23 protein-coding genes and 1 riboswitch are annotated in these 22,662 nt (G+C 71.5%); of the genes, 14 read left to right on the forward strand and 9 right to left on the reverse strand.

Annotated elements, in window-relative coordinates:
* Positions 1-13 precede the first annotated feature (13 nt).
* The 7 genes from FF096_RS12520 to FF096_RS12550 all read left to right on the forward strand — a co-directional run bounded on the left by FF096_RS12520 (position 14) and on the right by FF096_RS12550 (position 9,024).
* Positions 14-2,203: a bifunctional glycosyltransferase family 2 protein/CDP-glycerol:glycerophosphate glycerophosphotransferase gene (locus FF096_RS12520; RefSeq protein ID WP_309223174.1), complete on the forward strand. Its 2,190-nt coding sequence runs from the start codon at positions 14-16 to the stop codon at positions 2,201-2,203.
* A 148-nt stretch (positions 2,204-2,351) separates the two neighbouring features.
* Positions 2,352-3,656, forward strand: coding sequence for an ABC transporter ATP-binding protein (locus tag FF096_RS12525; protein WP_309223175.1), 1,305 nt, complete (start codon positions 2,352-2,354; stop codon positions 3,654-3,656).
* A gap of 49 nt (positions 3,657-3,705) precedes the next feature.
* On the forward strand, positions 3,706-4,371 hold the full coding sequence (locus FF096_RS12530; RefSeq protein ID WP_230462529.1) for a DUF5753 domain-containing protein: 666 nt from the start codon (positions 3,706-3,708) through the stop codon (positions 4,369-4,371).
* A 25-nt stretch (positions 4,372-4,396) separates the two neighbouring features.
* Positions 4,397-4,861: a DUF4442 domain-containing protein gene (locus FF096_RS12535; protein ID WP_155217476.1), complete on the forward strand. Its 465-nt coding sequence runs from the start codon at positions 4,397-4,399 to the stop codon at positions 4,859-4,861.
* A 323-nt stretch (positions 4,862-5,184) separates the two neighbouring features.
* Positions 5,185-5,766, forward strand: a complete 582-nt coding sequence (locus tag FF096_RS12540) for a hypothetical protein (RefSeq protein ID WP_155217478.1) — start codon at positions 5,185-5,187, stop codon at positions 5,764-5,766.
* A gap of 133 nt (positions 5,767-5,899) precedes the next feature.
* Positions 5,900-6,652, forward strand: a complete 753-nt coding sequence (locus tag FF096_RS12545) for an HAD family phosphatase (protein ID WP_155217480.1) — start codon at positions 5,900-5,902, stop codon at positions 6,650-6,652.
* Complete coding sequence (locus FF096_RS12550) at positions 6,649-9,024, forward strand: glycoside hydrolase family 65 protein (RefSeq protein WP_155217481.1); 2,376 nt, start codon at positions 6,649-6,651, stop codon at positions 9,022-9,024. The genes FF096_RS12545 and FF096_RS12550 overlap by 4 nt, the downstream gene beginning before the upstream one ends.
* An 18-nt stretch (positions 9,025-9,042) precedes the next feature.
* Here the strand turns inward: FF096_RS12550 and FF096_RS12555 are convergent, their stop codons facing one another.
* Positions 9,043-9,222, reverse strand: coding sequence for a hypothetical protein (locus tag FF096_RS12555; RefSeq protein WP_155217483.1), 180 nt, complete (start codon positions 9,220-9,222; stop codon positions 9,043-9,045).
* A gap of 163 nt (positions 9,223-9,385) precedes the next feature.
* On the opposite strand from FF096_RS12555, the gene FF096_RS12560 reads away from it, so the two are divergent.
* The gene (locus FF096_RS12560) at positions 9,386-10,051 is read left to right on the forward strand and encodes a dienelactone hydrolase family protein (RefSeq protein WP_155217485.1); all 666 of its coding nucleotides are present in this window, start codon (positions 9,386-9,388) and stop codon (positions 10,049-10,051) included.
* Between the two features lie 39 nt (positions 10,052-10,090).
* Here the strand turns inward: FF096_RS12560 and FF096_RS12565 are convergent, their stop codons facing one another.
* From FF096_RS12565 to FF096_RS12575, 3 genes are all read right to left on the reverse strand, one after another.
* Entirely contained in the window at positions 10,091-10,882 is a 792-nt protein-coding gene (locus FF096_RS12565; protein ID WP_230462530.1) for a hypothetical protein, read from the reverse strand.
* Positions 10,883-11,101: 219 nt separating this feature from the next.
* Complete coding sequence (locus FF096_RS12570) at positions 11,102-11,488, reverse strand: hypothetical protein (RefSeq protein ID WP_155217489.1); 387 nt, start codon at positions 11,486-11,488, stop codon at positions 11,102-11,104.
* Positions 11,489-11,580: 92 nt separating this feature from the next.
* Entirely contained in the window at positions 11,581-11,916 is a 336-nt protein-coding gene (locus FF096_RS12575; RefSeq protein ID WP_155217491.1) for a helix-turn-helix domain-containing protein, read from the reverse strand.
* 197 nt (positions 11,917-12,113) lie between these two features.
* Here FF096_RS12575 and FF096_RS12580 point away from each other — a divergent pair, with 197 nt between their 5' ends.
* Positions 12,114-12,815, forward strand: a complete 702-nt coding sequence (locus FF096_RS12580; protein WP_155217493.1) for a carbonic anhydrase — start codon at positions 12,114-12,116, stop codon at positions 12,813-12,815.
* 113 nt (positions 12,816-12,928) lie between these two features.
* Here FF096_RS12580 and FF096_RS12585 read toward each other — a convergent pair whose 3' ends face one another.
* The 3 genes from FF096_RS12585 to FF096_RS12595 all read right to left on the reverse strand — a co-directional run bounded on the left by FF096_RS12585 (position 12,929) and on the right by FF096_RS12595 (position 16,172).
* A complete protein-coding gene (locus tag FF096_RS12585; protein ID WP_309223176.1) occupies positions 12,929-13,945 on the reverse strand; it encodes a hypothetical protein in 1,017 nt (338 codons plus the stop codon).
* A gap of 3 nt (positions 13,946-13,948) precedes the next feature.
* Positions 13,949-14,080: riboswitch (cyclic di-AMP (ydaO/yuaA leader) on the reverse strand.
* A gap of 166 nt (positions 14,081-14,246) precedes the next feature.
* Positions 14,247-15,593, reverse strand: coding sequence for a YibE/F family protein (locus tag FF096_RS12590; protein ID WP_155217497.1), 1,347 nt, complete (start codon positions 15,591-15,593; stop codon positions 14,247-14,249).
* A gap of 282 nt (positions 15,594-15,875) precedes the next feature.
* On the reverse strand, positions 15,876-16,172 hold the full coding sequence (locus tag FF096_RS12595; protein ID WP_093408543.1) for a metal-sensitive transcriptional regulator: 297 nt from the start codon (positions 16,170-16,172) through the stop codon (positions 15,876-15,878).
* A 111-nt stretch (positions 16,173-16,283) separates the two neighbouring features.
* Here FF096_RS12595 and FF096_RS12600 point away from each other — a divergent pair, with 111 nt between their 5' ends.
* From FF096_RS12600 to FF096_RS12615, 4 genes are all read left to right on the forward strand, one after another.
* Entirely contained in the window at positions 16,284-16,493 is a 210-nt protein-coding gene (locus FF096_RS12600) for a heavy-metal-associated domain-containing protein (RefSeq protein WP_155217499.1), read from the forward strand.
* 30 nt (positions 16,494-16,523) lie between these two features.
* The gene (locus tag FF096_RS12605) at positions 16,524-17,507 is read left to right on the forward strand and encodes a hypothetical protein (RefSeq protein WP_155217501.1); all 984 of its coding nucleotides are present in this window, start codon (positions 16,524-16,526) and stop codon (positions 17,505-17,507) included.
* 11 nt (positions 17,508-17,518) lie between these two features.
* Positions 17,519-19,768: a cation-translocating P-type ATPase gene (locus FF096_RS12610; protein ID WP_155217503.1), complete on the forward strand. Its 2,250-nt coding sequence runs from the start codon at positions 17,519-17,521 to the stop codon at positions 19,766-19,768.
* 71 nt (positions 19,769-19,839) lie between these two features.
* On the forward strand, positions 19,840-20,013 hold the full coding sequence (locus FF096_RS12615) for a CsbD family protein (RefSeq protein ID WP_155217505.1): 174 nt from the start codon (positions 19,840-19,842) through the stop codon (positions 20,011-20,013).
* A gap of 59 nt (positions 20,014-20,072) precedes the next feature.
* Here the strand turns inward: FF096_RS12615 and FF096_RS27170 are convergent, their stop codons facing one another.
* Positions 20,073-21,032: an anti-sigma factor RsbA family regulatory protein gene (locus FF096_RS27170; RefSeq protein WP_309223177.1), complete on the reverse strand. Its 960-nt coding sequence runs from the start codon at positions 21,030-21,032 to the stop codon at positions 20,073-20,075.
* A gap of 177 nt (positions 21,033-21,209) precedes the next feature.
* On the opposite strand from FF096_RS27170, the gene FF096_RS12625 reads away from it, so the two are divergent.
* Positions 21,210-21,785, forward strand: a complete 576-nt coding sequence (locus FF096_RS12625; RefSeq protein ID WP_155217507.1) for a sigma-70 family RNA polymerase sigma factor — start codon at positions 21,210-21,212, stop codon at positions 21,783-21,785.
* A gap of 16 nt (positions 21,786-21,801) precedes the next feature.
* Here FF096_RS12625 and FF096_RS12630 read toward each other — a convergent pair whose 3' ends face one another.
* Positions 21,802-22,626: a zf-HC2 domain-containing protein gene (locus FF096_RS12630; protein WP_155217509.1), complete on the reverse strand. Its 825-nt coding sequence runs from the start codon at positions 22,624-22,626 to the stop codon at positions 21,802-21,804.
* Positions 22,627-22,662 lie beyond the last annotated feature (36 nt).

The raw sequence follows: 22,662 nt of genomic DNA on the forward strand, positions 1-22,662 counted from the left end.
GAGGTCCGGGACGGTGACGCTGGTCAGCTTCGTCGTCCCGGCCTTTCGGGTGCAGGGCTACCTGCGGGAGTGCCTGGACTCGATCCTCGCCCAACCGGTCACCGACATCGAGGTGATCGGGGTCGACGACTGCTCGCCGGACGGCAGTGGCGAGATCCTCGCCGAGTACGCCGACCGGGACGACCGGGTGACGGCCGTCCGCCTGGACCACAACGTGGGGCTCGGTCCAGCCCGCAACGTCGGTCTGGACCGGGCTGTCGGCGAGTACGTCTGGTTCGTCGACGGTGACGACTGGCTGACGGCGGACTGCCTGGTCGAGGTGGCCGCCCGACTGCGCGAGACCCGGCCGGACGTGCTGATCGTCGACCACGTACGCGCGCACTGGGACGACACGACGACCCGCAGCGCGATGGCCGACGTCTTCCCTGTCCCACCCGGACCGGCGACGTTCCGCCTGGCCGAGCGGCCGGAGACGGTGAACCTGCTGCACACGGCGTGGAACCGGCTGGTCCGTCGGCAATTCCTGGCCGACGTGGGGCTGCGCTTCGCGCCCGGCTGGTACGAGGACGTCTCCTTCAGCTACCCGACGCTGATGGCCGCCGACCGGATCGGGGTCCTGGACCTGGTCTGTGTGAACTACCGGCAGCGGCGGGCGGGGGCGATCACGAGGACCCGTGGGGAGCGACACTTCGACGTCTTCGAGCAGTGGCACCGGGTGTTCCGGGAGCTGGACCGGCTCGGGGCCGAGGAACTGCGCCCGGTGATCTTCGAGCGGATGATGTGGCACTACCTGGTCGTGCTCGGCAACGGCGACCGGATCGGGCCCGAACTGCGGCCGACCTTCTTCGCTCGGGTGGCGGCCGAACACGCCCGGTTCCGGCCGCCCGAGGGGCACCGGGTGCCGGGTGGGGTGGCGGGGCTCAAGCACCGGCTGGTGGCGGCGGGTCGGTGGCGTACGTTCAGCGCGTTGCGGGCGGCGAGCCAGGCGGGGGAGACCGTCCGCCGGGTCGCCGGCAGGACCAGCCGACGGGTGTTGCCGTCGGCCCGGGTCGGCGTACGGCGGACCCGTGACGTGGTGCTGCGTCAGTACCAACGGGCCGAGCGTCGTCGGCCGGTCGAGGAGAACCTGGCCGTCTACGCCGCGTACTGGTATCGCGGTTACAGCTGCAATCCCGCCGCGGTCTACGAGGCGGCCCGTCGACTGGCACCGCAGGTCCGGGGCGTGTGGATCGTCCGGCGGGACCGGGTGCACACCCTGCCGGACGGGGTCGAGTACGTGGTGGCGGGCACCGCCGCGTACCACCGGGTGCTGGCGCGGGCCCGATGGTTCGTCAACAATGTCAACTTCCCCGACTCGGTACGCAAGCGGCCGGGCACGGTGCACGTGCAGACCCACCACGGCACCCCGGTCAAGGTGATGGGCCTGGACCAGCAGCGTTATCCACTGGGCGCGGGTGGGATGGACTTCGCCGGGCTGTTGCGCCGGGTGGACCGGTGGGATTACAGCATCACCTCGAATAGCTTCTCCACGCAGATGTGGGAACGCGCCTATCCGGCCGCGTACACCACTCTGGAGGTGGGGTATCCGCGTAACGACCGGCTGGTGACCGCGACCCCCGATGAGGTGCTGCGGCTGCGCGCGGAGTTCGACGCCGGCCTCGGTGAGCAGGTCGTGCTGTACGCGCCGACCCATCGGGAACATCTGCCCCGGTACCGGCCGCCGTTCGACCCGGAGCGGTTCCTCGCCGCGCTCGGTCCGGCCGGTCTGCTGCTGATGCGCAGCCACTACTTCCATGACCGGGATCGGCGGTCGCCGCCGCCGACCGCGCGTGGTCGGGTGCTGGACGTGAGCGCCCATCCCCGGGTGGAGGATCTGTACCTCGCCGCCGACGTCCTGGTCACCGACTATTCGTCGGCGATGTTCGACTACGCCGTCCTGGACCGGCCGATCGTCATCTATGCCCCGGACTGGGACGCCTACCGGCTGACCCGTGGTGTCTACCTGGACATCGTCGCCGAGCCGCCGGGCCCGGTGGCCCGGACCTTCACCGAGTTACTCGATGTGTTCCACTCGGATGCGCTGAGGTCGCCCGACGCCGAGCGGGCGCGGGCGCGCTTCCGCGAGCGGTTCTGTGCCCTAGAGGACGGACGTGCCGCCGAACGGGTGGTACGCCGGGTCTTCCTCGGCGAGACCCTGGATTGAGTTGGAAGTTCTGCCCCGGACGCCGCTGGTCGATGGACCGTAATAGGTCTGTCACGTTTCAAACATGGCACGTTTACCCGATGTGCCGTCCGCATGATCCTCGCCACAGTCATTCGGGGCTTCGTGGAACGAAGGTGGGGAGGAGACGGTGACCACCGTCGCGCTCAAGGATGTCACCAAGGTCTTCCGGGACGGCACGGTCGCGGTCGACAGCGTCAACCTCGACGTGAACGACGGTGAGTTCATGGTGTTGCTCGGGCCGTCCGGCTGCGGCAAGTCGACCGTGCTGAGAATGGTCGCGGGCCTGGAGACCCCGACCTCCGGTGCCGTCATGCTCAACGGGGCGTTGGCCAACGACCTGCCGCCCCGGGAGCGGAGGGTCGCGATGGTCTTCCAGGACTTCGCGCTCTACCCGCACATGAGCGTCAACGACAACATCGCCTTCCCGCTCAAGCTGGCCGGCGTCGAGCCGGTGCCGCGCGGCGAGCGGGTCACCGACGTGGCCAGCGCGCTGGGCATCGGTGACGTGCTGGCCCGACGGCCCAGCCAGCTCTCCGGCGGGCAGCGGCAGCGGGTCGCGATGGGTCGGGCGATCGTCCGTCGGCCCGGGTTGTTCCTGATGGACGAGCCGCTGTCCAACCTGGACAGCGGGCTGCGTGCCGAACTGCGCGCCGAGATCTCCGGCCTGACCCGCGAGCTGGGCGTCACCACCATCTACGTCACGCACGACCAGGCCGAGGCGCTGACCATGGCCGACCGGGTCGCCATCATGCGCAAGGGTGTCCTCCAGGACGTGGGCACCCCCACCCAGGTGTACGGCCGACCGGCCACGCTCTACGTGGCCGCGTTCCTGGGCAGCCCCCGGATGAACCTGCTGGAGGCGTCGGTCTACGTCCACCTCGACCGCTATGTCACCCTCACCCTCGGTGAACAGGCGCTCTACCTGCCGTGGGACGACATCCGCAGCCGGGCCGTGGCGCACTACCACGGTGAGCGGATCGTGGTCGGGATGCGGGCCGAGGCGCTCACCCCGGTCGCCCCGGACACCCCCGGCGACGTGCTCCAGGGCCGGATCCGCTACCTGGAACACCACGGCCACGAGTCGTTGGCCTTCCTCGACATCGGGGCCACCGCCATCATGGTGGACGACATCGGCGCACCGGTGGACGCGGAGACCCAGCCCGGTCAGCGTGGCCTGCGCCGGTTCGGCCAGATGATGCAACGCATCAAGGGGCGTGCCGTCAACGAGTCGACGACGACCGGCGGAAACGGCAACCGCACCAGCGTGCTGAACGATCCGGGTCGCCACCACCGCCGCCCGGCCGAACTGGCGGTGCGCCTCGCGCCGTATCCCGCCGTCACCGCCGGTCACCCGCTCGCGGTCCAGGTGCGCATGGACGCCCTGCACTTCTTCGACGAGCGCGGCGACCGCATCGACGTCGGCTGGCGCTGAGGTGCAAGGAAGGGCCCCCTGCTAACTCCTCCGGTAGAGGAAGGGCCCCTTGTTATCGCGGGCCAGCGAGCAGGGCCACGGCTGGCCGCAGGCCCGGCAGCACCACATCGGCCTCAAGGAGAGCCTGATGCCGTGGTTCCGGGAGTGGGTGACGATCGAGCAGGAGGCGACCGCGCTGTGCAGCTTCCAGCCGCTGGTGGTCCCCGGCCTGCTCCAGACCGAGGAGTACGCCCGCGCGCTCTACGAGGGCGCGAGTCACCTCGTCGGTGACCAGGTGGAGCAACCGCTGGCGGCCCGGCTGGACCGGCAGAAGGTGCTCGACCGGCCCAACCCGCCGCTGCTGGTGGCGGTGCTCGACTACACGGTGCTGGAGCGCCCGGTCGGCGGACCGAAGGTGATGCGGGAGCAGTTGCGGCACCTGGTGACGGTGGGCAACCGGACCCGGGTGCACCTGCACGTGGTGCCCCGGGGCGTCGGCGCCTATCCCGGGCTCAACGGCGCCTTCGTGATCGCCACAACTACTGACGGCGATGACCTGGCTTACCTGGACAACCAGTTGAGGGGCGCCATCGCAGAGCGCTCACCTTCACCCCCGACACCTGGCGCTCCTTCCTGGCGTACGCCAAACGGCGCTGACCCCGGACAGCGGCAGGGCAGGTGGTCCGGCGTCGGCGTGTCGACCATCTGTGCAGCCACGATCGCGCCTTGCCGGTGACATTACCGGCGCGTAGCGTCTGGGCATGACCATCGACTCGCGGCAGGTGGCGGCTCGGATGCTCGATGCGGTGCCGTTCGCCCGCACGCTCGGCGTCGAGTTCGTCGAGGTGGCCCCGGAGGCGGAGGGCGGCGTCCGGGCAGTGGTCAGGCTGCCCGACTCACCGGCCACCCACAATCACATCGGCGGTCCGCACGCCGGGGCCATGTTCACCCTCGGCGAGACGGCCTCCGGCGCGGTGGCGCTCGCCGCGTTCGGTCACCTGCTCGACCGGGCCACGCCGCTGGCCGTGCGGGCGGAGATCGCGTACCGCAAGCTCGCCATGGGTGCGGTGCGCGCGACGGCGCGGCTCGGCCGACCGCCCGCCGAGGTGGTCGCGGAGTTGGAGGCCGGTGAGCGACCCGAGTTTCCGGTACGCGTGGAGATCGCCACCGAGGCGGGTAAGCCCACCTCGGAGATGACGGTCATCTGGACGCTGCGCCCGAACTGACCCGCCGCCGGTCCGCTGCTGAGGACCGTCGATGTTGCCGGGGCGGGTCCACGCGTGCTGGAATGGCTCATATCGCCGCAGCGTGGGGGCAAACGCGCTGAGACCGGTGAGTACGGGAGCCACGCAGTGCCGGCAGCGCGCCGCTTCGGGGTGCGCCGCGCGCCGCGTCGTCGGCTCCACGCCACATCGACGAGCGCACCTCCCGGGCAGGCGTCTCGTCGCAGGTGAACCGGCACGTGTTCCGCGACGGATGACCGTCGACGCGCCGGAGGCGTCCCAGCGATCCGCAACGCACCGAACCGGCGACGAGGTGAGAAGCAATCATGATTTCCCGGGAGAGTTTCACGGGGTGGTACCGGCACCGCTACGTGTGGGCGGCGGCGATCGTGCTGCTGGTGTCCGCCGGTGCGGTCGTGCTGGTCAACACGGCCGGCTCGAAGTCGGGACCGCCGGATCTGCGCGGGCAGATCATGAACCGGATGCGTGCCGCGCTGGAGCAGGCCGACCCGGAGCAGCACAACCACACCGGGCACGAGGTCCAGCAGATCAACGGTGAGGACGTCAAGCCCCCGGTCATCTGCGGAGTCCACGTCTACGGCTACGAGCCGGCCGAGGTCACCGTGCTGGACGAGGTGAAGACGGTCTACGGCTTCCACCTGTGCGGAGTCGCCGAGCAGGGCCGCACCTGGGACTGGGCGGTCAAACTCGCCGGTCCGGTGATCATGGACATGTCCACCGAGCCGATCGGCATCGAGGTGGTGGAGGCGACCGAGGACACCAGGTTCATCGACCGGTTGCACGAGATGTTCCCGCCCAAGTACGCGCAACTGGCGGAGCGGGAAGCGCTGGAGCCGTCCGAGATGGCCGACCTGCGTCGCCGGTACGACTCCGCCGCCGGACTCTGACCCGCTGGCAGGCCGCACGACCCCGCGCCGGCAGGCAGCACGAGCGAGGCGCCCGTACCTCGCCGGGTGGACCTGTCGCGTCGGTATTCGCGGAAGTGGTTTGCCGGTACGTGTCGGCGGATAGATTGATACGATGCTCGGCCTGCCTGATCACGTGACCGCAGTGCTGTTCGACCTCGACGGTGTGCTCACGCAGACCGCCCGGGTGCACAACGCCGCTTGGACCGAGACCTTCGACGACTACCTGCGCCGACGATCGGCCGCCACCGGTGAGCCGTACCGGCCGTTCGATCCGGGGCCGGACTATCACCGCTACGTCGACGGCCGCCCTCGTCTCGACGGGATCCGCAGCTTCCTCGCCTCGCGTGACATCACGCTGCCGGAGGGGTCGCCGGAGGACCCGCCGGGAGCCCAGACCGTGCACGGTCTCGGCAACCAGAAGAACGCCCTGGTGCTGGAGCGGATCCGCACCATCGGAGTGGACGTCTACCCGGGCTCGGTGGCCTACCTCAAGGCGGTGGCGGCGGCGGGACTGCGTCGGGCGGTCGTCACGGCCAGCGCAAACGGCCGGGAGGTGGTCGCCGCCGCCGGGCTGGAGCCGCTGTTGGAGGCGCGGGTGGATGGCCTCACCGCCCGAGCCGAGGGGCTGCGCGGCAAGCCGCACCCGGACACCTTCCTCGCCGGGGCGAAGCTGCTCGGGGTCCCACCGGAGAAGGCTGCCGTCGTCGAGGACGCGTTGGCCGGGGTCGAGGCCGGTCGGGCCGGCGGTTTCGGGTACGTCATCGGGGTGGACCGGGCAGGGCAGGCCGACGAGCTGCGCGCCCACGGTGCCGATGTGGTGGTCGACGATCTGGCCGACCTGCTCGACGCGGGACGGCCCGAATGATCAGGGAGCGGGCGTATCCGGTCGATCCGTGGCACGTCCGGGAGGTCCGGCTGGACATCGACGTGCTCGCCCAGTCCGAGTCGGTGTTCGCCCTGTCCAACGGGCACGTGGGGTTGCGCGGCAACCTGGACGAGGGGGAGCCGCACGGGTTGCCCGGCACCTACCTCAACTCGTTCTACGAGCTGCGACCCCTGCCGTACGCCGAGGCGGGCTTCGGCTTCCCCGAGTCCGGTCAGACCATCGTCAACGTCACCAACGGCAAGCTCATCCGGTTGATGGTCGACGACGAGCCACTCGACGTGCGCTACGGCGAGGTGCTCGCCCACGAGCGGACCCTCGACATGCGGGCCGGCACGCTGCACCGGTTGCTGCACTGGCGCTCCCCGGCCGGGCGCGAGGTCCGGATGAACAGCACCCGACTGGTCTCCTTCCGGCAACGTTCGGTGGCCGCGATCCGTTACGAGGTCGAAGTGGCCGACGGCAAGCCGCTGCGGCTGATCATCCAGTCGGAGTTGGTGGCCAACGAGACGTTGCCGCCGCAGAGCCGTGATCCGCGCGTCGCCGCCGTGCTGGAGTCGCCGTTGCAGGCGGAGGAGGAGCTGACCACCGCCACGGGCGGGCTGCTGATCCACCAGACCAAGGTCTCCGGGCTGCGGGTCGCCGCCGCCATGGACCACGAGGTGACCTCACCCGCCCGGACGTCCGTCGGCTCCGAGGGGTACGAGGACTGGGTGCGTACCACCGTGGCGTGTGTGCTGGAGCCGGGCCAGAAGCTTCAGGTGGTCAAGTACCTGACCTACGGCTGGTCGAGTCGGCGGTCGCTACCGGCGCTGCGGGACCAGGTCGGTGCCGCGTTGGCCGCGGCGAAGCTGGACGGCTGGGACGGGCTGGTCCGTGAGCAGCGGGAATACCTGGACGAGTTCTGGGACGCCGCCGACGTCGTGGTCGACGGGGATCCGGAGGTGCAGCAGGCGGTCCGGTTCGGGCTGTTCCACGTGCTCCAGGCGGGTGCGCGGGCGGAGCGGCGGCCCATCTCCGCCAAGGGGCTCACCGGACCCGGCTACGACGGGCACGCCTTCTGGGACACCGAGATGTTCGTCCTGCCGGTGTTGACGTACACCCATCCGGCCGCCGTCCGGGACGCGCTGTACTGGCGGCACTCCACGTTGGAGCAGGCCCGGGAGCGGGCCCGGACGCTGAACCTGGCCGGTGCCGCCTTCCCGTGGCGGACCATCGAGGGGCCGGAGTCCTCGGGGTACTGGCCGGCGGGGACCGCCGCGTTCCACGTCGCGGCCGGTATCGCCGACGCGTTGCGCCGCTACGTGCTGGCCACCGGCGACCGGGAAGTGGAGCGGGAGATCGGGCTGGAGTTGCTGGTCGAGACGGCCCGGCTGTGGCGCTCGTTGGGGCACCACGACCGCGCCGGCAACTACCACATCGACGGGGTGACCGGCCCCGACGAGTACACCGCCGTGAAGAACGACAACGTCTACACCAACCTGATGGCCCAGCGGAACCTGCGGGCCGCCGCCGAGGTGGCGATGCGATACCGCGACGAGGCGTTCCACCTCCGGGTCACCGACGAGGAGGCCGCCGCGTGGCGGGACGCCGCCGCAGCCATGCACATCCCGTACGACGAGGATCTCCGCGTGCACCAGCAGGTGGAGGGCTTCACCCGGTTGCAGGAGTGGGACTTCGAGCAGACCCCGCCCGACAAGTACCCGATGCTGCTGCATTACCCGTACTTCGACCTGTACCGCAAGCAGGTGATCAAGCAGGCCGATCTGGTGCTGGCCATGCACTGGCGGGGGGACGCCTTCACCGCCGAGGAGAAGCTGCGCAACTTCCTCTACTACGAGCGGCGCACCGTGCGCGACTCGTCGCTGTCGGCCTGCACCCAGGCGGTGTTGGCGGCCGAGGTCGGCTACACCGATCTGGCGCACACCTATCTGCGCGAGGCCGCGTTGATGGACCTGCACGACCTGAACGAGAACACCCGCGACGGGGTGCACATGGCCTCGCTCGCGGGTGCCTGGATCGCGCTGGTCGCCGGGTTCGGTGGCCTGCGGGACCATGACGGGACGCTGTCCTTCGCGCCGTGCCTGTCGAGCCGGCTCAACGCCCTGTCGTTCTCGCTCCAGTGGTGCGGCATGCGGCTGCGGGTCGACGTCCGCAACCACGAGACGACGTACGCCCTGCACCACGCCGAGCCGGACGCGGTGATCGAGTTGCGTCACCACGGCAAGGCGGTGCGGGTCGTCTGCGACGAGCCGGTGACCGTGCCGAACCCACCGCCGCGTACCGATCTGCCGATGCCGGAGCAGGCACCTGGCCGGGCACCGCTGGTCCGGCTGCCGGAGATCCGGGCCTGACCCGGTCGCGCCGCCGGGTCAGATGGGCTCGCCCTGGGAGGGGCGGCCGGTGGCGTCGTGTGGCGTCCTCGCCCGGGGATCGTCGGCCGAACGGGCCTCGGCCGCGTCGTCCGCCCAGTCCCGTCCGTGCTGGTCGTCCTGTTCCCGCCGCTTGTGTTCGGCGGCGGTCTGCACGGGCTCACGCTGGTGATGCGCCATGACGGTCCTCGCGATCTGCTGGCGGCGCCGGTGACGCCGGTCCGTCTGCGGTCGTCTGGTCGGCTACCCGGCACTCCCGGCCACAAACCCTCCGGATGGCCGAGCGTGTCGGCTGACCGGGCCGGGTAGTCCGGTCCGGTGAGCCGGGCGGTGGGGAGGCGAGATGGACGTACGCGATGAGACGGCGACGATCCCGACGGGAGGGGTGCTGCTTCCGGCCGACCTGCTGGTACCGGCCGAGCCGGTCGGGGCGGTGCTGTTCGCGCACGGCAGCGGCAGCTCCCGACACAGCCCACGCAACGTCGCGGTGGCCCGCACGTTGAATCGTGGTGGATTCGGCACCGTCCTGGTGGACCTGCTCACCGCCGCCGAGGAGGAGAAGGACGCGGTCACCGCCGAGCTGCGCTTCGACATCGGGCTGCTGGCCGACCGGCTCGCCGGGATCGTGGACTGGCTGGCCACCGAGCGGCCGTTCGGGGCGATCCCGATCGGTCTCTTCGGCGCGAGTACGGGAGCCGCCGCCGCGCTGGTCGCCGCGGCGCAACGGCCGGAACTGGTGGGCGCGGTGGTGTCCCGGGGCGGTCGCCCGGACCTGGCCGGGGACGCGTTGGGCCGGGTACGCGCCGCCACACTGCTCCTGGTCGGCGGGCTCGACGAGCAGGTGATCACCCTCAACGAGCTGGCGCTCGGCAAGCTGACGTCCCAGGCCGAACTGCGGGTGATCCCCGGTGCGACGCACCTCTTCGAGGAGCCGGGCACCCTGGACCAGGTCGCCGAGGCGGCGGTCGCCTGGTTCCGCGAGCACCTGCTCCCCCAGCCCGCCGCCTAGGGCAGCCCTCAGCCCGCCGCCTAGGGCGTAGGAAATCCCTCAGTAGGCGGCGGCCGGTGCCCGACCGACGACGACCGCCGGGATCTCCCGGGTCTGCTCGGCGGCACCCGGCGCGGTCAGCGGCAGGACGGAATCGGGCTCCTCGACCACCGGTAGCAGCGCGCGAGCGGCTTCCGCACGCAGGCTGCGGGCCGCCGCGGTGGCGAGTTCCGCGGCTCGCCAGGCGAGCTGCTCCCGTTCCCGGGCCGCCCGCTGCTGGGCGAAGAGGTGGTCGCGTACCGCGCGACGCAGCACCAACTCCTGCTCGACCGGATGCAGCCGGGGATCCCAGCCACGGTGCGCGAAGACGTCGCTGAGCTGCTCCACCGACAGCTCCCGTCGCCAGTACGCAGCCAGTGCGGCCCGGTGCAGCCAGCGCTCGCGGTCGGCGTACTCGGCGGGGGTGCGGTCGGTCTGCGGCAATGGCATCGCGGCGGCGTCGGAGAGTCGACGGACGTTCGCCTCCGCCGCCTCGTACGCCCGCCAGGACTGTTCGGCCTCGTCCTGAGCGGTCAGCCACTCCTCGCGGCGGTGCCGGGCCGTGGCCTCGGCCCGGCTGGCGGCGACAGCGACCTCCTCGGCCCAGCGTTCCTGGTCGCGTCGTAGCTCGATGCGTTCGGACCGGCTCGGCAGCGCGGCCTCGCGGATGCGGGCACCGGCGTCGAAGCGGAAGAGTTGGGGGCGCAACAGCAGGCCGGCGATGGCGAGGGTCACCACGCCGAGCAGGCCGAGCCAGATGGCGGCGGCGCGGGGCGCGTCGAGCAGAACGGTGGAGAGGGCGGTACGCATCATCAACACCTCGCGGTCGGAATGGATCGTCGACTGTGGTGGACGCCGGTGACGGCTGGTCGGTGGTCCGGCAGGTGCGTCCGGCCGGCTGATCAGGATCGCCGGGATGGTCCGGGGCTCACCGGCCCGAGGCGGCGACGTGGCGTGGTCGGTCGGCCGCTGACCAGCGAGCGACCGGTGGCGACGTCACCGGCTCGTTCGGCCGGTCGGGGCTGCCGTGGGTCAGCCGGTGGGTGGGCCACGGCGGGTCGGCTCGCCCGCGCGTACGGCGGAGATGTGCTCGACCTGGGCCGCACCGGCCGTCGTGGCCGCGTCGCCTGCGGGCCGGGTCGGCGCGTTGCGGGCCGGCTCCCGTCGCTGGTGACCGGCGTCGATCGCCGGGCCGGACTGGGCGGCGGCCCGGACCGTCGCCACCGGGCCGGCTGGTGGGACGACCGCGACCGCTGCGTTCGGCGGCGGGACGGTGGCGGGAGGGGCCGCCGGATCGGCCGCGACGGCGGCACCGAGACCGACGGCGAGCACGAGAGAGGCCAGCGCCAACCGGGTCAGCTCGCGTAGTGCGCGCAGCGTCGCCGGCCACAGTGGACGGGCGATCGCTGGCGACGGCATCATCCCAACCTATCCCGCCCTCGGCGTCGTCGCAGCGCCGCGATCGGGCGGGGTCGGGTGAGGCGCGCCACTCGTCCGGTGTGGACGGCGGCTCAGCGGTCGGCGGTGCCGGTCATCTCCACCTCGGTGAAGAGGGCCAGCAGGTCGCCGACCTGGCGGTCGGCCTCGGCCGGGTGACGGAACCGCCCGGCCGGGTTGAGGGTGTACTCGTTGCGCCGGCCGACCCGGGTGCGGCGCAGATAGCCGCCGGCCTCAAGATCGGCGACGATCGCCTGGGCGGCGCGCTCGGTGACGCCGACCTCGGTCGCGACGTCCCGCAGCCGGGCGGTGGGGTTGCGGGCGATGGCGAGCAGGACATGCGCGTGGTTTGTGAGGAATGTCCAGTTACGCGCGGGTTCTCGGTTGTCAGTGCTCGCCATGCTCGCCATCGTATGACCTGCCATTCACGTTTTCTGTCGTGCTGGTGGTGGCGCCCGGTCGGTGCGCAAGGGATACCCGAATGCATGAAATCCATATCACGTATAGCTTGACGCACGTTCTCCCCGCGTGTGACGGTGAGAGCAGCCCGTGACCAGCGCCGGCCCGGGATGACCAGGCATTCCTCCCAGTGAAGAGGTGCAGCCGAATGAGTCGACCCGGAACACTCGGCCCACAGCCCGGACCGGAACGCGAGTTCCTCACCGCAGATCTTCCCGGCGCTCCGCAGCAGGCCCTCGCCGAACTGCTCGCCGGTAACCGACGGTTCGTCACCGACACCCTGTGGCACCCGAACCAGAACGCCGGGCGGCGGGCCGCGGTCGCGGACGAACAGCACCCCTTCGCGGTTATCGTCGGCTGCTCCGACTCCCGCCTCGCCGCCGAAATCATCTTCGATCGCGGACTGGGTGACCTCTTCGTGGTCCGCACCGCCGGGCACACCGTCGGGCCGGAGGTGCTGGGCAGCGTGGAGTACGCCGTGCTGGTGCTGCGTACGCCGCTGGTGGTGGTGCTCGGGCACGACTCGTGCGGTGCCGTCCGGGCGGCCTGTGACGCGCTGACCACCGCCACCGCGCCCCCGGGTCACCTGGGTGCCGTGGTCGACGCGGTGGTGCCGAGCCTGCACCGGGCACGGGAGGTCGGGGTGCGCGACCTGGACGGGATCGTGGACATCCACATCGCGCGGACCGTCGAGACGATGCTGGCCTCCTCGGAGACCCTCGCGGCGGAGGTGGGTGCCGGGCGGTGCGCGGTGGTCGGGATGTCGTACCGGCTGGCCGCCGGTGAGGTGCGGACGGTGGCCGCGGAACCGGCCGAGCTGGCCGAGGCGGCGGTGGCAGCCGTTCCCTGACCGCGACCGCCGGGGCCGCCGCGTGACACCGCCGGCGGACCCGCTGACCCTCATGCCTGACGACGAGGGCCGTTCCGCCAGCGGAACGGCCCTCGGTGGTCGGGATCGAGCGGTCAGAGCAGTGACACGTGTACGTGGTCGGTGTGGTTGGACGGGCCGCTGTAGGAACTCCAACGCTCCGTCGCCGCGAACCAGATCTGCCGGTTCCAGATCACGTAGTAGACGCCCAGCCGGTCGGCGTTGCGGACCAGGAAGGCCGCCAGGTTGTTGCCGTAGATCCGGGTGTCGTTGTTGTGCCACGGCCGGAAGCCGCTGTTCTGCAGGGACCAGTCACAGGCTCGGCCCTTGGGGTGCTCGAACTTGTCCCCCGGGCGGTAGCAGCCGACGAACCTGTTGAATCCGGCCCGCTTGACCTCCTTGTACATGTGCAGTGTCCGAGGCGTGATGCAACCCGACGTGGTGGGGTCCTTCTGGCTGCACGACTCGGGCTTCCAGCTGCCGTCCGCGGCCCGGTTCGGGGCGACCCGGGCCACCGGGGAGGTGGCGTCCACCAGCCCGCCGGTCAGGCCGACACCGCCGACCAGCCGGAGCGACTTCTCCGCCTCGCTCTTCTTGCGCGCTATGTCGTTGGTCAGCTTCTTCTGCTCGCGCACCTCGGCGTCGAGCGCGAGCTTGGCCTGCTCGGCACGGAGCTTGATCGCGTTGACCTCGCCCAGCTTCTTGTCGTTGAAGAGGTTCAACTCGTCCAGCGCCGAGGCCCGGTGGATGAACGAGTCCGGTGCGGTGCTCTGCAACAGCATGGCGATCGCGCCGACCCGGCCGGTGCGGTACGACTGAGTGGCGATCTTGGCGACCTGCGGGGCGAGCGCGTCCAGGTCGGCCTGCGCCGAGCGGACCTCGACCGCCAACTTGAGCTGGCGCTTCTTGGACTTCTCCAGCTTCGCCTTGGCCTTGGAGTAGTCCCGGGTGGTCGCCTCGATCAGGTCGTTGAGCATCGGCGGATCGTCGTCGTGCTCCGCCGGTTTGGGGTCGTTCGGCGCGGCCGTCGCCGGCATCGGACCGGCGAGCACGGCGAACGCGGCGAGCACGGCCACCACGGGTGTCAACCAGCGGCGTAGGGGTGCCGTCACTGTTTTCCCTTCCATCGACCGCCGACCGGGTTAGCTGACGGGTTCGGGACGGAAGTGGCCCCTACCGCTTGCGCGGATTCACCCCACGTACCTGGGTCCCCGGCTCGCCTGACGGCGATTGGGCGGTGGTACCGCAGGCGCCGGTGCGCGCCTTCGGCGGTGACCGGCAGTGAGGTTACCCGACCGTCCGACTGTGCTTCTACGTCCCTAACCCGACGAGATGCGTCATTTCGTAATCGCGTTGAGTGACCAGCGACACGGTTTCGAGCCCTACGGGTCGGGACGGTCACGTTGAGGAGTGTCACCATTTGGTGTCCGTGCTCCTGTCCGGGTCGGGCCACCCCGAGGGGGTGGCGGGGGACGTGTTTCGCGTGGGTGGGGTGCTGAGGGCGTGTAGCGCTTCGGCCCGGTCCGGCGCGGGTCGGGGAACCACGGGGGTGGGCTTGTCGGAGTCGGTGTCGGCCGCACCGCGCCCGGCGGTGCTGACCAGCACGGCCAGCGCGGTGGTCAGCGGCACCGCGGCGATCAGGCCGAGGGTGGCCACCACGCTGCGGACGATCTCCGTGGTGAGGAACTCGCTGGTCACGATCTGACCCAGCGCGCGGGAGTCGGCGGTCAACAGCAGCAGGAGCGGCAGCGAGGCGCCCGCGTACGCCAGCACGATGGTGTTGACCACCGAGGCGATGTGCGCGCGCCCGACCCGGGTGGCCGAGCGGTACAGCTCCCGGCGGGTGTAGTTCGGGTTGGCGTGGCGCAGCTCGGTGACCGCGGCGGCCTGGGTGACCGTGACGTCGTCGAGCACCCCCAGCGAGCCGATGATGATGCCGGCCAGCAGCAGGCCGTGCAGGTCGACGTCGGCGCGGAACATGGACAGGGTGGTGGCGTCCTCGCTACCGAACCCGGTCAGGTGGGTGGCCCCGGTCGCGGCCAGCCCGAGCAGCCCGGTGAGCACCAGACTGGCGAGCGTGCCGAGCACGGCCACCGAGGTCTGGGCGGATATGCCGTGGGTCAGGTACAGCACCACGAACATGATCAACGAGGCGCCGACGATGGCGACCACGAGCGGCGGACTACCGGCGCTGATCCCGGGCAGCACGAAGGTCAACAGGATGGCGAAGCTGGCGGCGAGACCACCCAGCGCCGCCAGCCCGCGCAGCCGCCCGAAGGCGACGATGGCGGCGGCGAAGAGGACGGCCAGCCACACCAGCGGCTTTCCGCGTTGGTGCTCGGCGATGTTGTAGTTGCTGACCGAGGGATCCTCCGGATCGCTCAGCGAGACCAGGATGATGTCGTCGTCGACGTCGATCCGGGGCGCTCCGGGTCCGGTCGGGATGGGCGTCTGCACCTCCTGGCCGGCGTCCGGGCCGGTCTGCACCCGTACGGTGACCGTGCCGCAGGGCCCTGCCGCGGTGGTCGGCGTGCCCTCGGGCACCGCCGGGTTGGGCGGGCAGGGCTCGGTGACCACCCGGGTGACCGTGCCGTGGTAGCGGGGGGTGTCGTCGGCGGCCTCGGGGCGGGGTGCGTCCCGGGGCCAGAGCACGAGGGCGGCGACCAGGGTGGCCAGGAAGAGGGGGACCACCGTCACGACGAGTATCCGCCGCACCCCGGGCGGGGTGGGCGGCGCGGAACGGGTGTGGTCGGCGCCCATTCATTGTCTCCCAACGATTCAGGGCTGAGTACGTGTCGATGGGCGAGACGGTTCAGTGCCGCCCGACGACAGATTCCGTAGGGCAGCCGGGATGGCCTGAACGTGGCTGGGTGGCTGCGTACCGTGAGGTGCCGGTGGAGTCGTGGCAGCCGTGCGGGCGTACGCCCGACAGCGACCTCGGGCCGCGAGGCGCGGATTTCGGCTGGCCATCGTGTGCGAATGGTAACCAGCCCGGTATTCCGACGCAGGTCGCGAGGGGTGCGTCGGTGAGTCGGGTCGGGGTCAGCCGCGCTTCATCAGGCGGCCCACGGCGGCCATCATCTCGGTCGCCATCTCGTCGGCACGCCCCTCGGCGGCGCCCTCGTGCATGCAGTGCCGGGCGTGCCCGTCGAGCAGGCCGAGGGCGACCTTGTCCAGGGCGGCCTGGATGGCGGAGATCTGGGTCAGCACGTCGATGCAGTAGCGGTCCTCGTCGACCATCTTCTCGATGCCGCGCACCTGGCCCTCCACCCGACGCAGCCGGGCGAGGAGCTGGTCCTTGCTGGCGGTGTAGCCACGGATCGGCGCGGGTGTGCTCATGGCGGCAAGGATAACCTACCCCTGGGGGGTATGGTACGGTCGATCCGCTGTATACCCCCTATGGGTATCAGGGTGGGCGTTCGCCTGCCCGAGAAGGTGGAGGAGAGTTCCATGGTCAGCACGACGTACCAGGTGCAGGGCATGACCTGCGGGCACTGCGTCAGCGCGGTCAGCACCGAGATCGGCGCGATCGAGGGAGTGCAGGACGTCCAGGTGGACCTGGCCGCCGGTCGGGTCACCGTCACCAGCGACCAGCCGCTGTCCGACGACGCGGTGCGGGCCGCCGTGGACGAGGCCGGATACGAGTTGGCCGGCGCCTGACGGCCGGCGGGCGGAACCGAAGGGTGAACCATGAACACGGCGACGAAGCTGATCGGCTTCGCACTCGGCCTGACAGCGGTGTTCGGCGCGACGTACGGGGTGGGGCAGCTGACCGGCCCGGTGAACGTGGCCGAAGCCGGTCACGACAGCGAGAGCGCCGACCATGGCGGTGACGTCCGCGACGACGGAGCGACCGGGCACGGCGAGGAGGCGGCCGGGCACCTGCCCGGCGGCCTGCTCGTCTCCGACCGTGGCTTCACCCTGGTGCCGGTCAGTGCGCCGACCGGCGAGTTCGCGTTCCGGATCACCGGCCCCGACGGCCGTCCGGTGACCGGGTACGACGTCACCCACGACAAGCGGATGCACCTCATCGTCGCCCGCCGCGACCTCTCCGGTTTCCGGCACGTCCACCCCGAGCTGACCGACGACGGCACCTGGCGGATCGCCTCACCGCTGGACTCGCCCGGTGCGTGGCGCGTCTTCGCCGACTTCACCCCGACCGGCGGCGTCCCGTTGACGCTCGGCGTCGACGTGACCGTCCCCGGCGCGCTGGTCGAACGACCGCTGCCCGCCCCGGCGAGCAGCGTCACCGTCGACGGCTACACCGTCACCCTGGCCGGTACTCCGCAACCGGCACGTCAGGCGACGTTGACGTTGACGGTCAGCCGGGACGGGGCACCGGTCACCGACCTGGAGCCGTACCTCGGCGCGTACGGTCACCTGGTGGCGCTACGCCGCGGTGACCTGGCCTACCTGCACGTGCACCCCGAGGGCACCCCCGGAGACGGGCGGACCACCCCCGGCCCGCAGGTGAGCTTCGGCACCGAGTTCCCCTCGGCCGGGGCGTACCGGATCTACCTCGACTTCCGCCACCGGGGCGTGGTGCGGACCGCCGAGTTCACGGTGCACGTGGGCGACTCCACCACCGAGGCCGACGAGCACGCCACCACCGCGCCCGAGCACGACACCGAGCCCGAGGACGGGCACGGCAGCCCCGGGCACGGGCACGACTGACGGGACCAGCCATGAGCACGAGCCGACCCCTGACCTCCGCGCCGCACCGGATCGAGCTGGCCATCAGCGGGATGACCTGCGCGTCCTGCGCCTCCAGGATCGAGAAGAAGCTCAACCGGATGGACGGCGTGCAGGCCAGCGTCAACTACGCCACCGAGAAGGCGAGCGTCTCCTACGCCGACCCGGTCACCGCCGACGACCTCGTCGCCACGGTCGAGAAGACCGGTTACGGGGCCACCCTGCCGCCGCCCACCTCGGCCGCGCCGACGGCCGCCGCCGAGCCGACCGACCCGCTGACCGCCCTGCGTACCCGGCTGTGGGTGTCGGTGGCGCTGAGCGTGCCGGTGATCGTGCTGGCCATGGTGCCGGCCTGGCAGTTCACCTACTGGCAGTGGCTCTCGCTGACGTTGGCCGCCCCCGTGGTGGTCTACGGCGGGCTGCCCTTCCACCGGGCCGCGCTGGTCAACCTGCGGCACGGTGCCGCGACCATGGACACGTTGGTGTCGCTGGGCACGCTGGCCGCCCTGGGATGGTCGGTGTGGGCGTTGTTCCTCGGCACCGCCGGCACCCCGGGGATGACCCACCCGTTCAGCTTCGACATCGGTCGCACCGACGGCGCGGGCAACATCTACCTGGAGGCCGCCGCCGGGGTGACCACCTTCATCCTCGCCGGGCGCTACTTCGAGGCGCGGGCGAAGCGCACCGCCGGGTCGGCCCTGCGGGCCCTGCTGGAGTTGGGTGCCCGGGACGTCTCCGTGCTGCGCGGCGGGGTGGAGACCCGGATTCCGGTCGACCAGCTCGCGGTGGGGGACCGCTTCGTGGTGCGGCCCGGCGAGAAGATCGCCACCGACGGGACGGTGGAGGAGGGTTCCTCGGCGGTCGACGCCAGCCTGGTCACCGGGGAGTCGGTCCCGGTCGAGGTGGCCACGGGCGACGCCGTGATCGGTGGTTGCGTCAACGCCGGTGGCCGACTGGTGGTCACCGCGACGCGGGTGGGTGCCGACACCCAACTCGCCCAGATGGCCCGGCTGGTCGAGCAGGCGCAGAGCGGCAAGGCCGCCGCCCAGCGGCTCGCCGACCGCATCTCCGGGGTCTTCGTGCCGATCGTGATCGCCCTGGCCGTCGGCACGCTGGGCTGGTGGCTGGGTAACGGTTCCGGCCCGGCCGCCGCGTTCACCGCCGCCGTGGCGGTGCTGATCATCGCCTGCCCGTGTGCCCTCGGCCTGGCCACGCCGACCGCGCTGCTGGTCGGCACCGGACGTGGCGCGCAGCTCGGCATCCTGATCAAGGGGCCCGAAGCACTGGAGTCCACCAGGCGGGTGGACACCGTGGTGCTGGACAAGACCGGCACCGTGACCACCGGACGGATGAGCCTGATCGGGGTGACCCCCGCCCAGGGCGAGCAGCACGACGAGGTGCTGCGGCTGGCCGCCGCCCTGGAGAACGGCTCCGAGCATCCCCTCGCCCACGCCGTGGTGGCCGGTGCTGCCGAGATCGGCGAACTGCCGCCGGTCACCGACTTCGCCAACGTCGCCGGGCTGGGCGTCGTCGGCACCGTGGACGGCCGGGAGGTGCTGCTCGGCCGGGCCCGGCTGCTGCGCGAACGAGGTCTGGTCGTGCCGGACGATGTCGCGCGGGCGGCCGTCGACGCGGAGGCGGCGGGGCGTACGGCCGTGCTGGTCGGTTGGGACGGTCGGGCCCGTGGCGTACTCGCCGTCGCCGACCAGGTGAAGCCGACGAGCGCGGAGGCGGTACGGCGACTGCGCGCCCTCGGACTCAAGCCGGTGCTGCTGACCGGTGACAACGCCACGGTCGCCCGCGCGGTGGCCGCCGAGGTCGGCGTCGACGAGGTGATCGCGGAGGTGCTGCCGACGGAGAAGGTCGAGGTGGTCGCCCGGTTGCAGGGAGAGGGCCGGGTGGTGGCGATGGTCGGCGACGGGGTCAACGACGCCGCCGCGTTGGCCCAGGCCGATCTCGGCCTGGCGATGGGCACCGGCACCGACGTGGCGATCGAGGCGTCCGACCTGACTCTCGTCCGGGACGACCTGCTGGCTGCGGTCGACGCGATCCGGCTGGCCCGCAGCACCCTCGGCACCATCAAGGGCAACCTGTTCTGGGCCTTCGCCTACAACGTGGCAGCCCTGCCGCTGGCGGCTGCCGGGCTGCTCAACCCGATGATCGCCGGTGCGGCGATGGCGTTCTCGTCGGTGTTCGTGGTGGCCAACAGCCTGCGGCTGCGGCGGTTTCGCCAGGTCGCCTGAGTTTTTCCGGTTGGCCCCAGCCCGGCTGGGTACATGACTGTTCGTAGCAACAGGAACCCCGGGAGGCCGACATGGGTATCGAAGACAAGTTCGACAACACCGCGCAGAACACCGGCGGCAAGGTGAAGGAGGGCGTGGGGCGCGCCACCGACAACGAGCGGCTGGAGGCCGAGGGTCGGGGTGACCAGATGAGCGCCAACCTCAAGCAGGCCGGCGAGAAGATCAAGGACGCGTTCCGCAAGTAGCCGGTACGCGACTCAGCGCCGGGCCGGTTGCCACCGGCCCGGCGCTTTCGTGTCCGTGCTCAGGCACCCGGTGGTCGACCGCCGGTGAGCCGCAGGGTGAAGCCCTCGGAGTCCCGGTGCTGGGTGACGTGGTTGCACGACTGGTAGGTGATCCACAGGCCCAGCCCGCCCGGCTCCCCGGCGGCCGACGGCAGCAGCCCGGCGTACGGGTCGTCCGGGCCGGTGCCGCCGTCGCTGACGGTGGCCACGATGCGGTCCGTGCCGACCCAGACCCGGAGACGGACCGGGGGAAGGCCGTGGCGCAGCCCGTTGGTGACCGTCTCGCTGACGGCGACCACGAAGTCGTCGAACTCGTCGTCCCGTAGTCGGCCCTGGCCGACCCGGTGCACGGCCGCGCGGGCCTGCGCCGCCGTCGGGTCGCGCAGCTCGACCAGGGGCGGGTCCGCCTGGATCGGATCAGGGAGCACCGGGCGCGCCCGGCGCAGGAAGGTCTCCGGGGGCACGTACCCAGCACTCGGCAGGTGCCGCCCGTCGGTCGCGGCGAAGTGCGGATGGGTGGCGGCGACGTCCGCCAGCACCCCCGGCGCGGTGGTCCGGGTGTCGTACGCGCACATGCTCCACAGCGGCCAGTCGTCGTACGCGCGGTTGATCGCCGACTCGTACCGACCCCACCAGTCCCAGGTGGGGCCGAGCCCGAACGCGGGCACCTCGCCGATGATCCGGATCTGGGTGGCCCCGTCGGCGACCAGGTCGGCGAGGAGATGGCGGTACATCCGGATGGCGGCGGTGGGTCGGCCGTAGACGTCGCCGCCGGACAGGAACTCGACCTTCGTGTCGGCGGGCAACGCGGCCCGGACCAGGTTGCCGGTGCGCTCACCGAGCGCCACGAACGTGGGCTCGCCCGCCGCGACGCCGCCGACCAGGAACGGCACCACGACGGCGAGCAGCTCCTCCTCCGAGGCGTAACAGAGCGCCTCGTGGAAGTAGCCGGTGCGCCCGGCGGCCGGGCCAGTCCTCACCGGGCCACCTCCATGCACGGGGCGGGCAGATCAGCCAGCACGGCGTTCCACACGCTCACCCCAGGTGCCTCATCGATGCAGTGTAAGGCGTGCTGCGCGGGGCGGCTGAGACACCGGTCCTACGATCGTCCGCCCACCGGGGGAACCAATCGTCGGGTACGGCCGACCAATACGGCGATGACAGCCGTGACCGACGACATCAGCGGGTACGCGCTCGCCGCGGGCCGGGGCGACCACGCCGCCGCGGCGGCGTTCGTGCGGGCCACCCAGCACGACGTACGTCGGTTCCTGGCCCACCTGCCCGGGGTGCGGGACGTCGACGACCTGGTCCAGGAGACGTACCTGCGGGCCTGGCGGTCGCTGCCGTCGTTCGCCGGCCGCTCGACGGCCCGGACCTGGCTGCTCGCCATCGCCCGCCGGGTCGCCGTGGACCAGGTGCGCGCCGCCACCTGCCGACCACGGACCGCGAACCTCAGCGACTGGCAGGCCACCGTGGAGAGCATTCCGGCCGGAGTACGTGCCGGGGTGGACGAGCAGGTGGTGCTCCGTCGGCTGCTCGACGGTCTCGCACCCGAGCGCCGGGTCGCGTTCGTGGCCACCCAGTTGCTCGACCTGTCGTACGCCGAGGCCGCGCAGGTGTGTGACGTGCCGGTCGGCACCATCCGGTCCCGGGTGGCGCGGGCCCGCGAGGACCTGGTCGCGGCGATCCGCTCGGCCGAGCGCCAGACCGAGCGGCCCGACGCCGCCGGTTGAGGTCCTCCGGGCCTCGTCAGGCGACCCAGCGCCGGGCATCGCTGACCCGGACCGGGCCGTGCTGGGCGTGCGTGGTGCCGTAACGGGCCTGGGCCGAGGGTGGCGGCAGCAGCCGCAGCGGGGCGGGCTCGTCGATCTCGTCGATGCGCAACCGCCAGCGGGACCGCTCCGGCTGGTGTCGATCACCCGAGCCGTCCGGCCTGCGGGAGCTTCGGGCCAGCAACACGGTGATCAGATAGCCGACCACCAGGAAACCGTGACCCACCAGTCGCTCCACCTCGACCTGCGCGGTGACGAGGTCGTTGACCGACAGCAGCACCAGGGTGACCACGAAGGCGCCGAGCATCGGCACCAGCCCCGACGGGGAGGTCCGGCGCAGCGCGACGAAGAGGAATCCCGCACCCACCGCGACGTTCCACGCGGCGGACTCGTGCCACAGGTGCTGCCCGGTGGCGTGCAGGTGGGTGCCGACGTCGCCCCGGCCGACCTGAGCCAGCCCCAGCACCAGTTGCACCGCGCCGAGCAGACCCAGCGTGGCACGCAGCCCGTTGACCAGGCCGGGTCGCCCGAGGGACGTCGGCCACCAGGAGATCGCCGAGGCGACGCGGGTACGACGGCTTCGGTGTGGCGGCGGGGCCACGGCGAGGATCGACTCGGTCAGATCCGGCTGTGAGGTCACCACCCGGGTACGCGTCCGGCGGGTCACCGCCGCCGCCGCGTCGAACCAGGTCTGGCAGCCGACGCAGGTCTCCAGGTGCACACCGACCCGCTGCTGCTCGTCCGCGGTGGCCTCACCGTCCAACTGCGCCGACAGAATCTCCCGCCACTGCTCACACCGCATGTACCCATAGTCGCTCGCCGGGCCGGCATGGTTCCC

This window comes from Micromonospora sp. CP22, from assembly GCF_009712475.1.
Taxonomy (GTDB): Bacteria; Actinomycetota; Actinomycetes; order Mycobacteriales; family Micromonosporaceae; genus Micromonospora.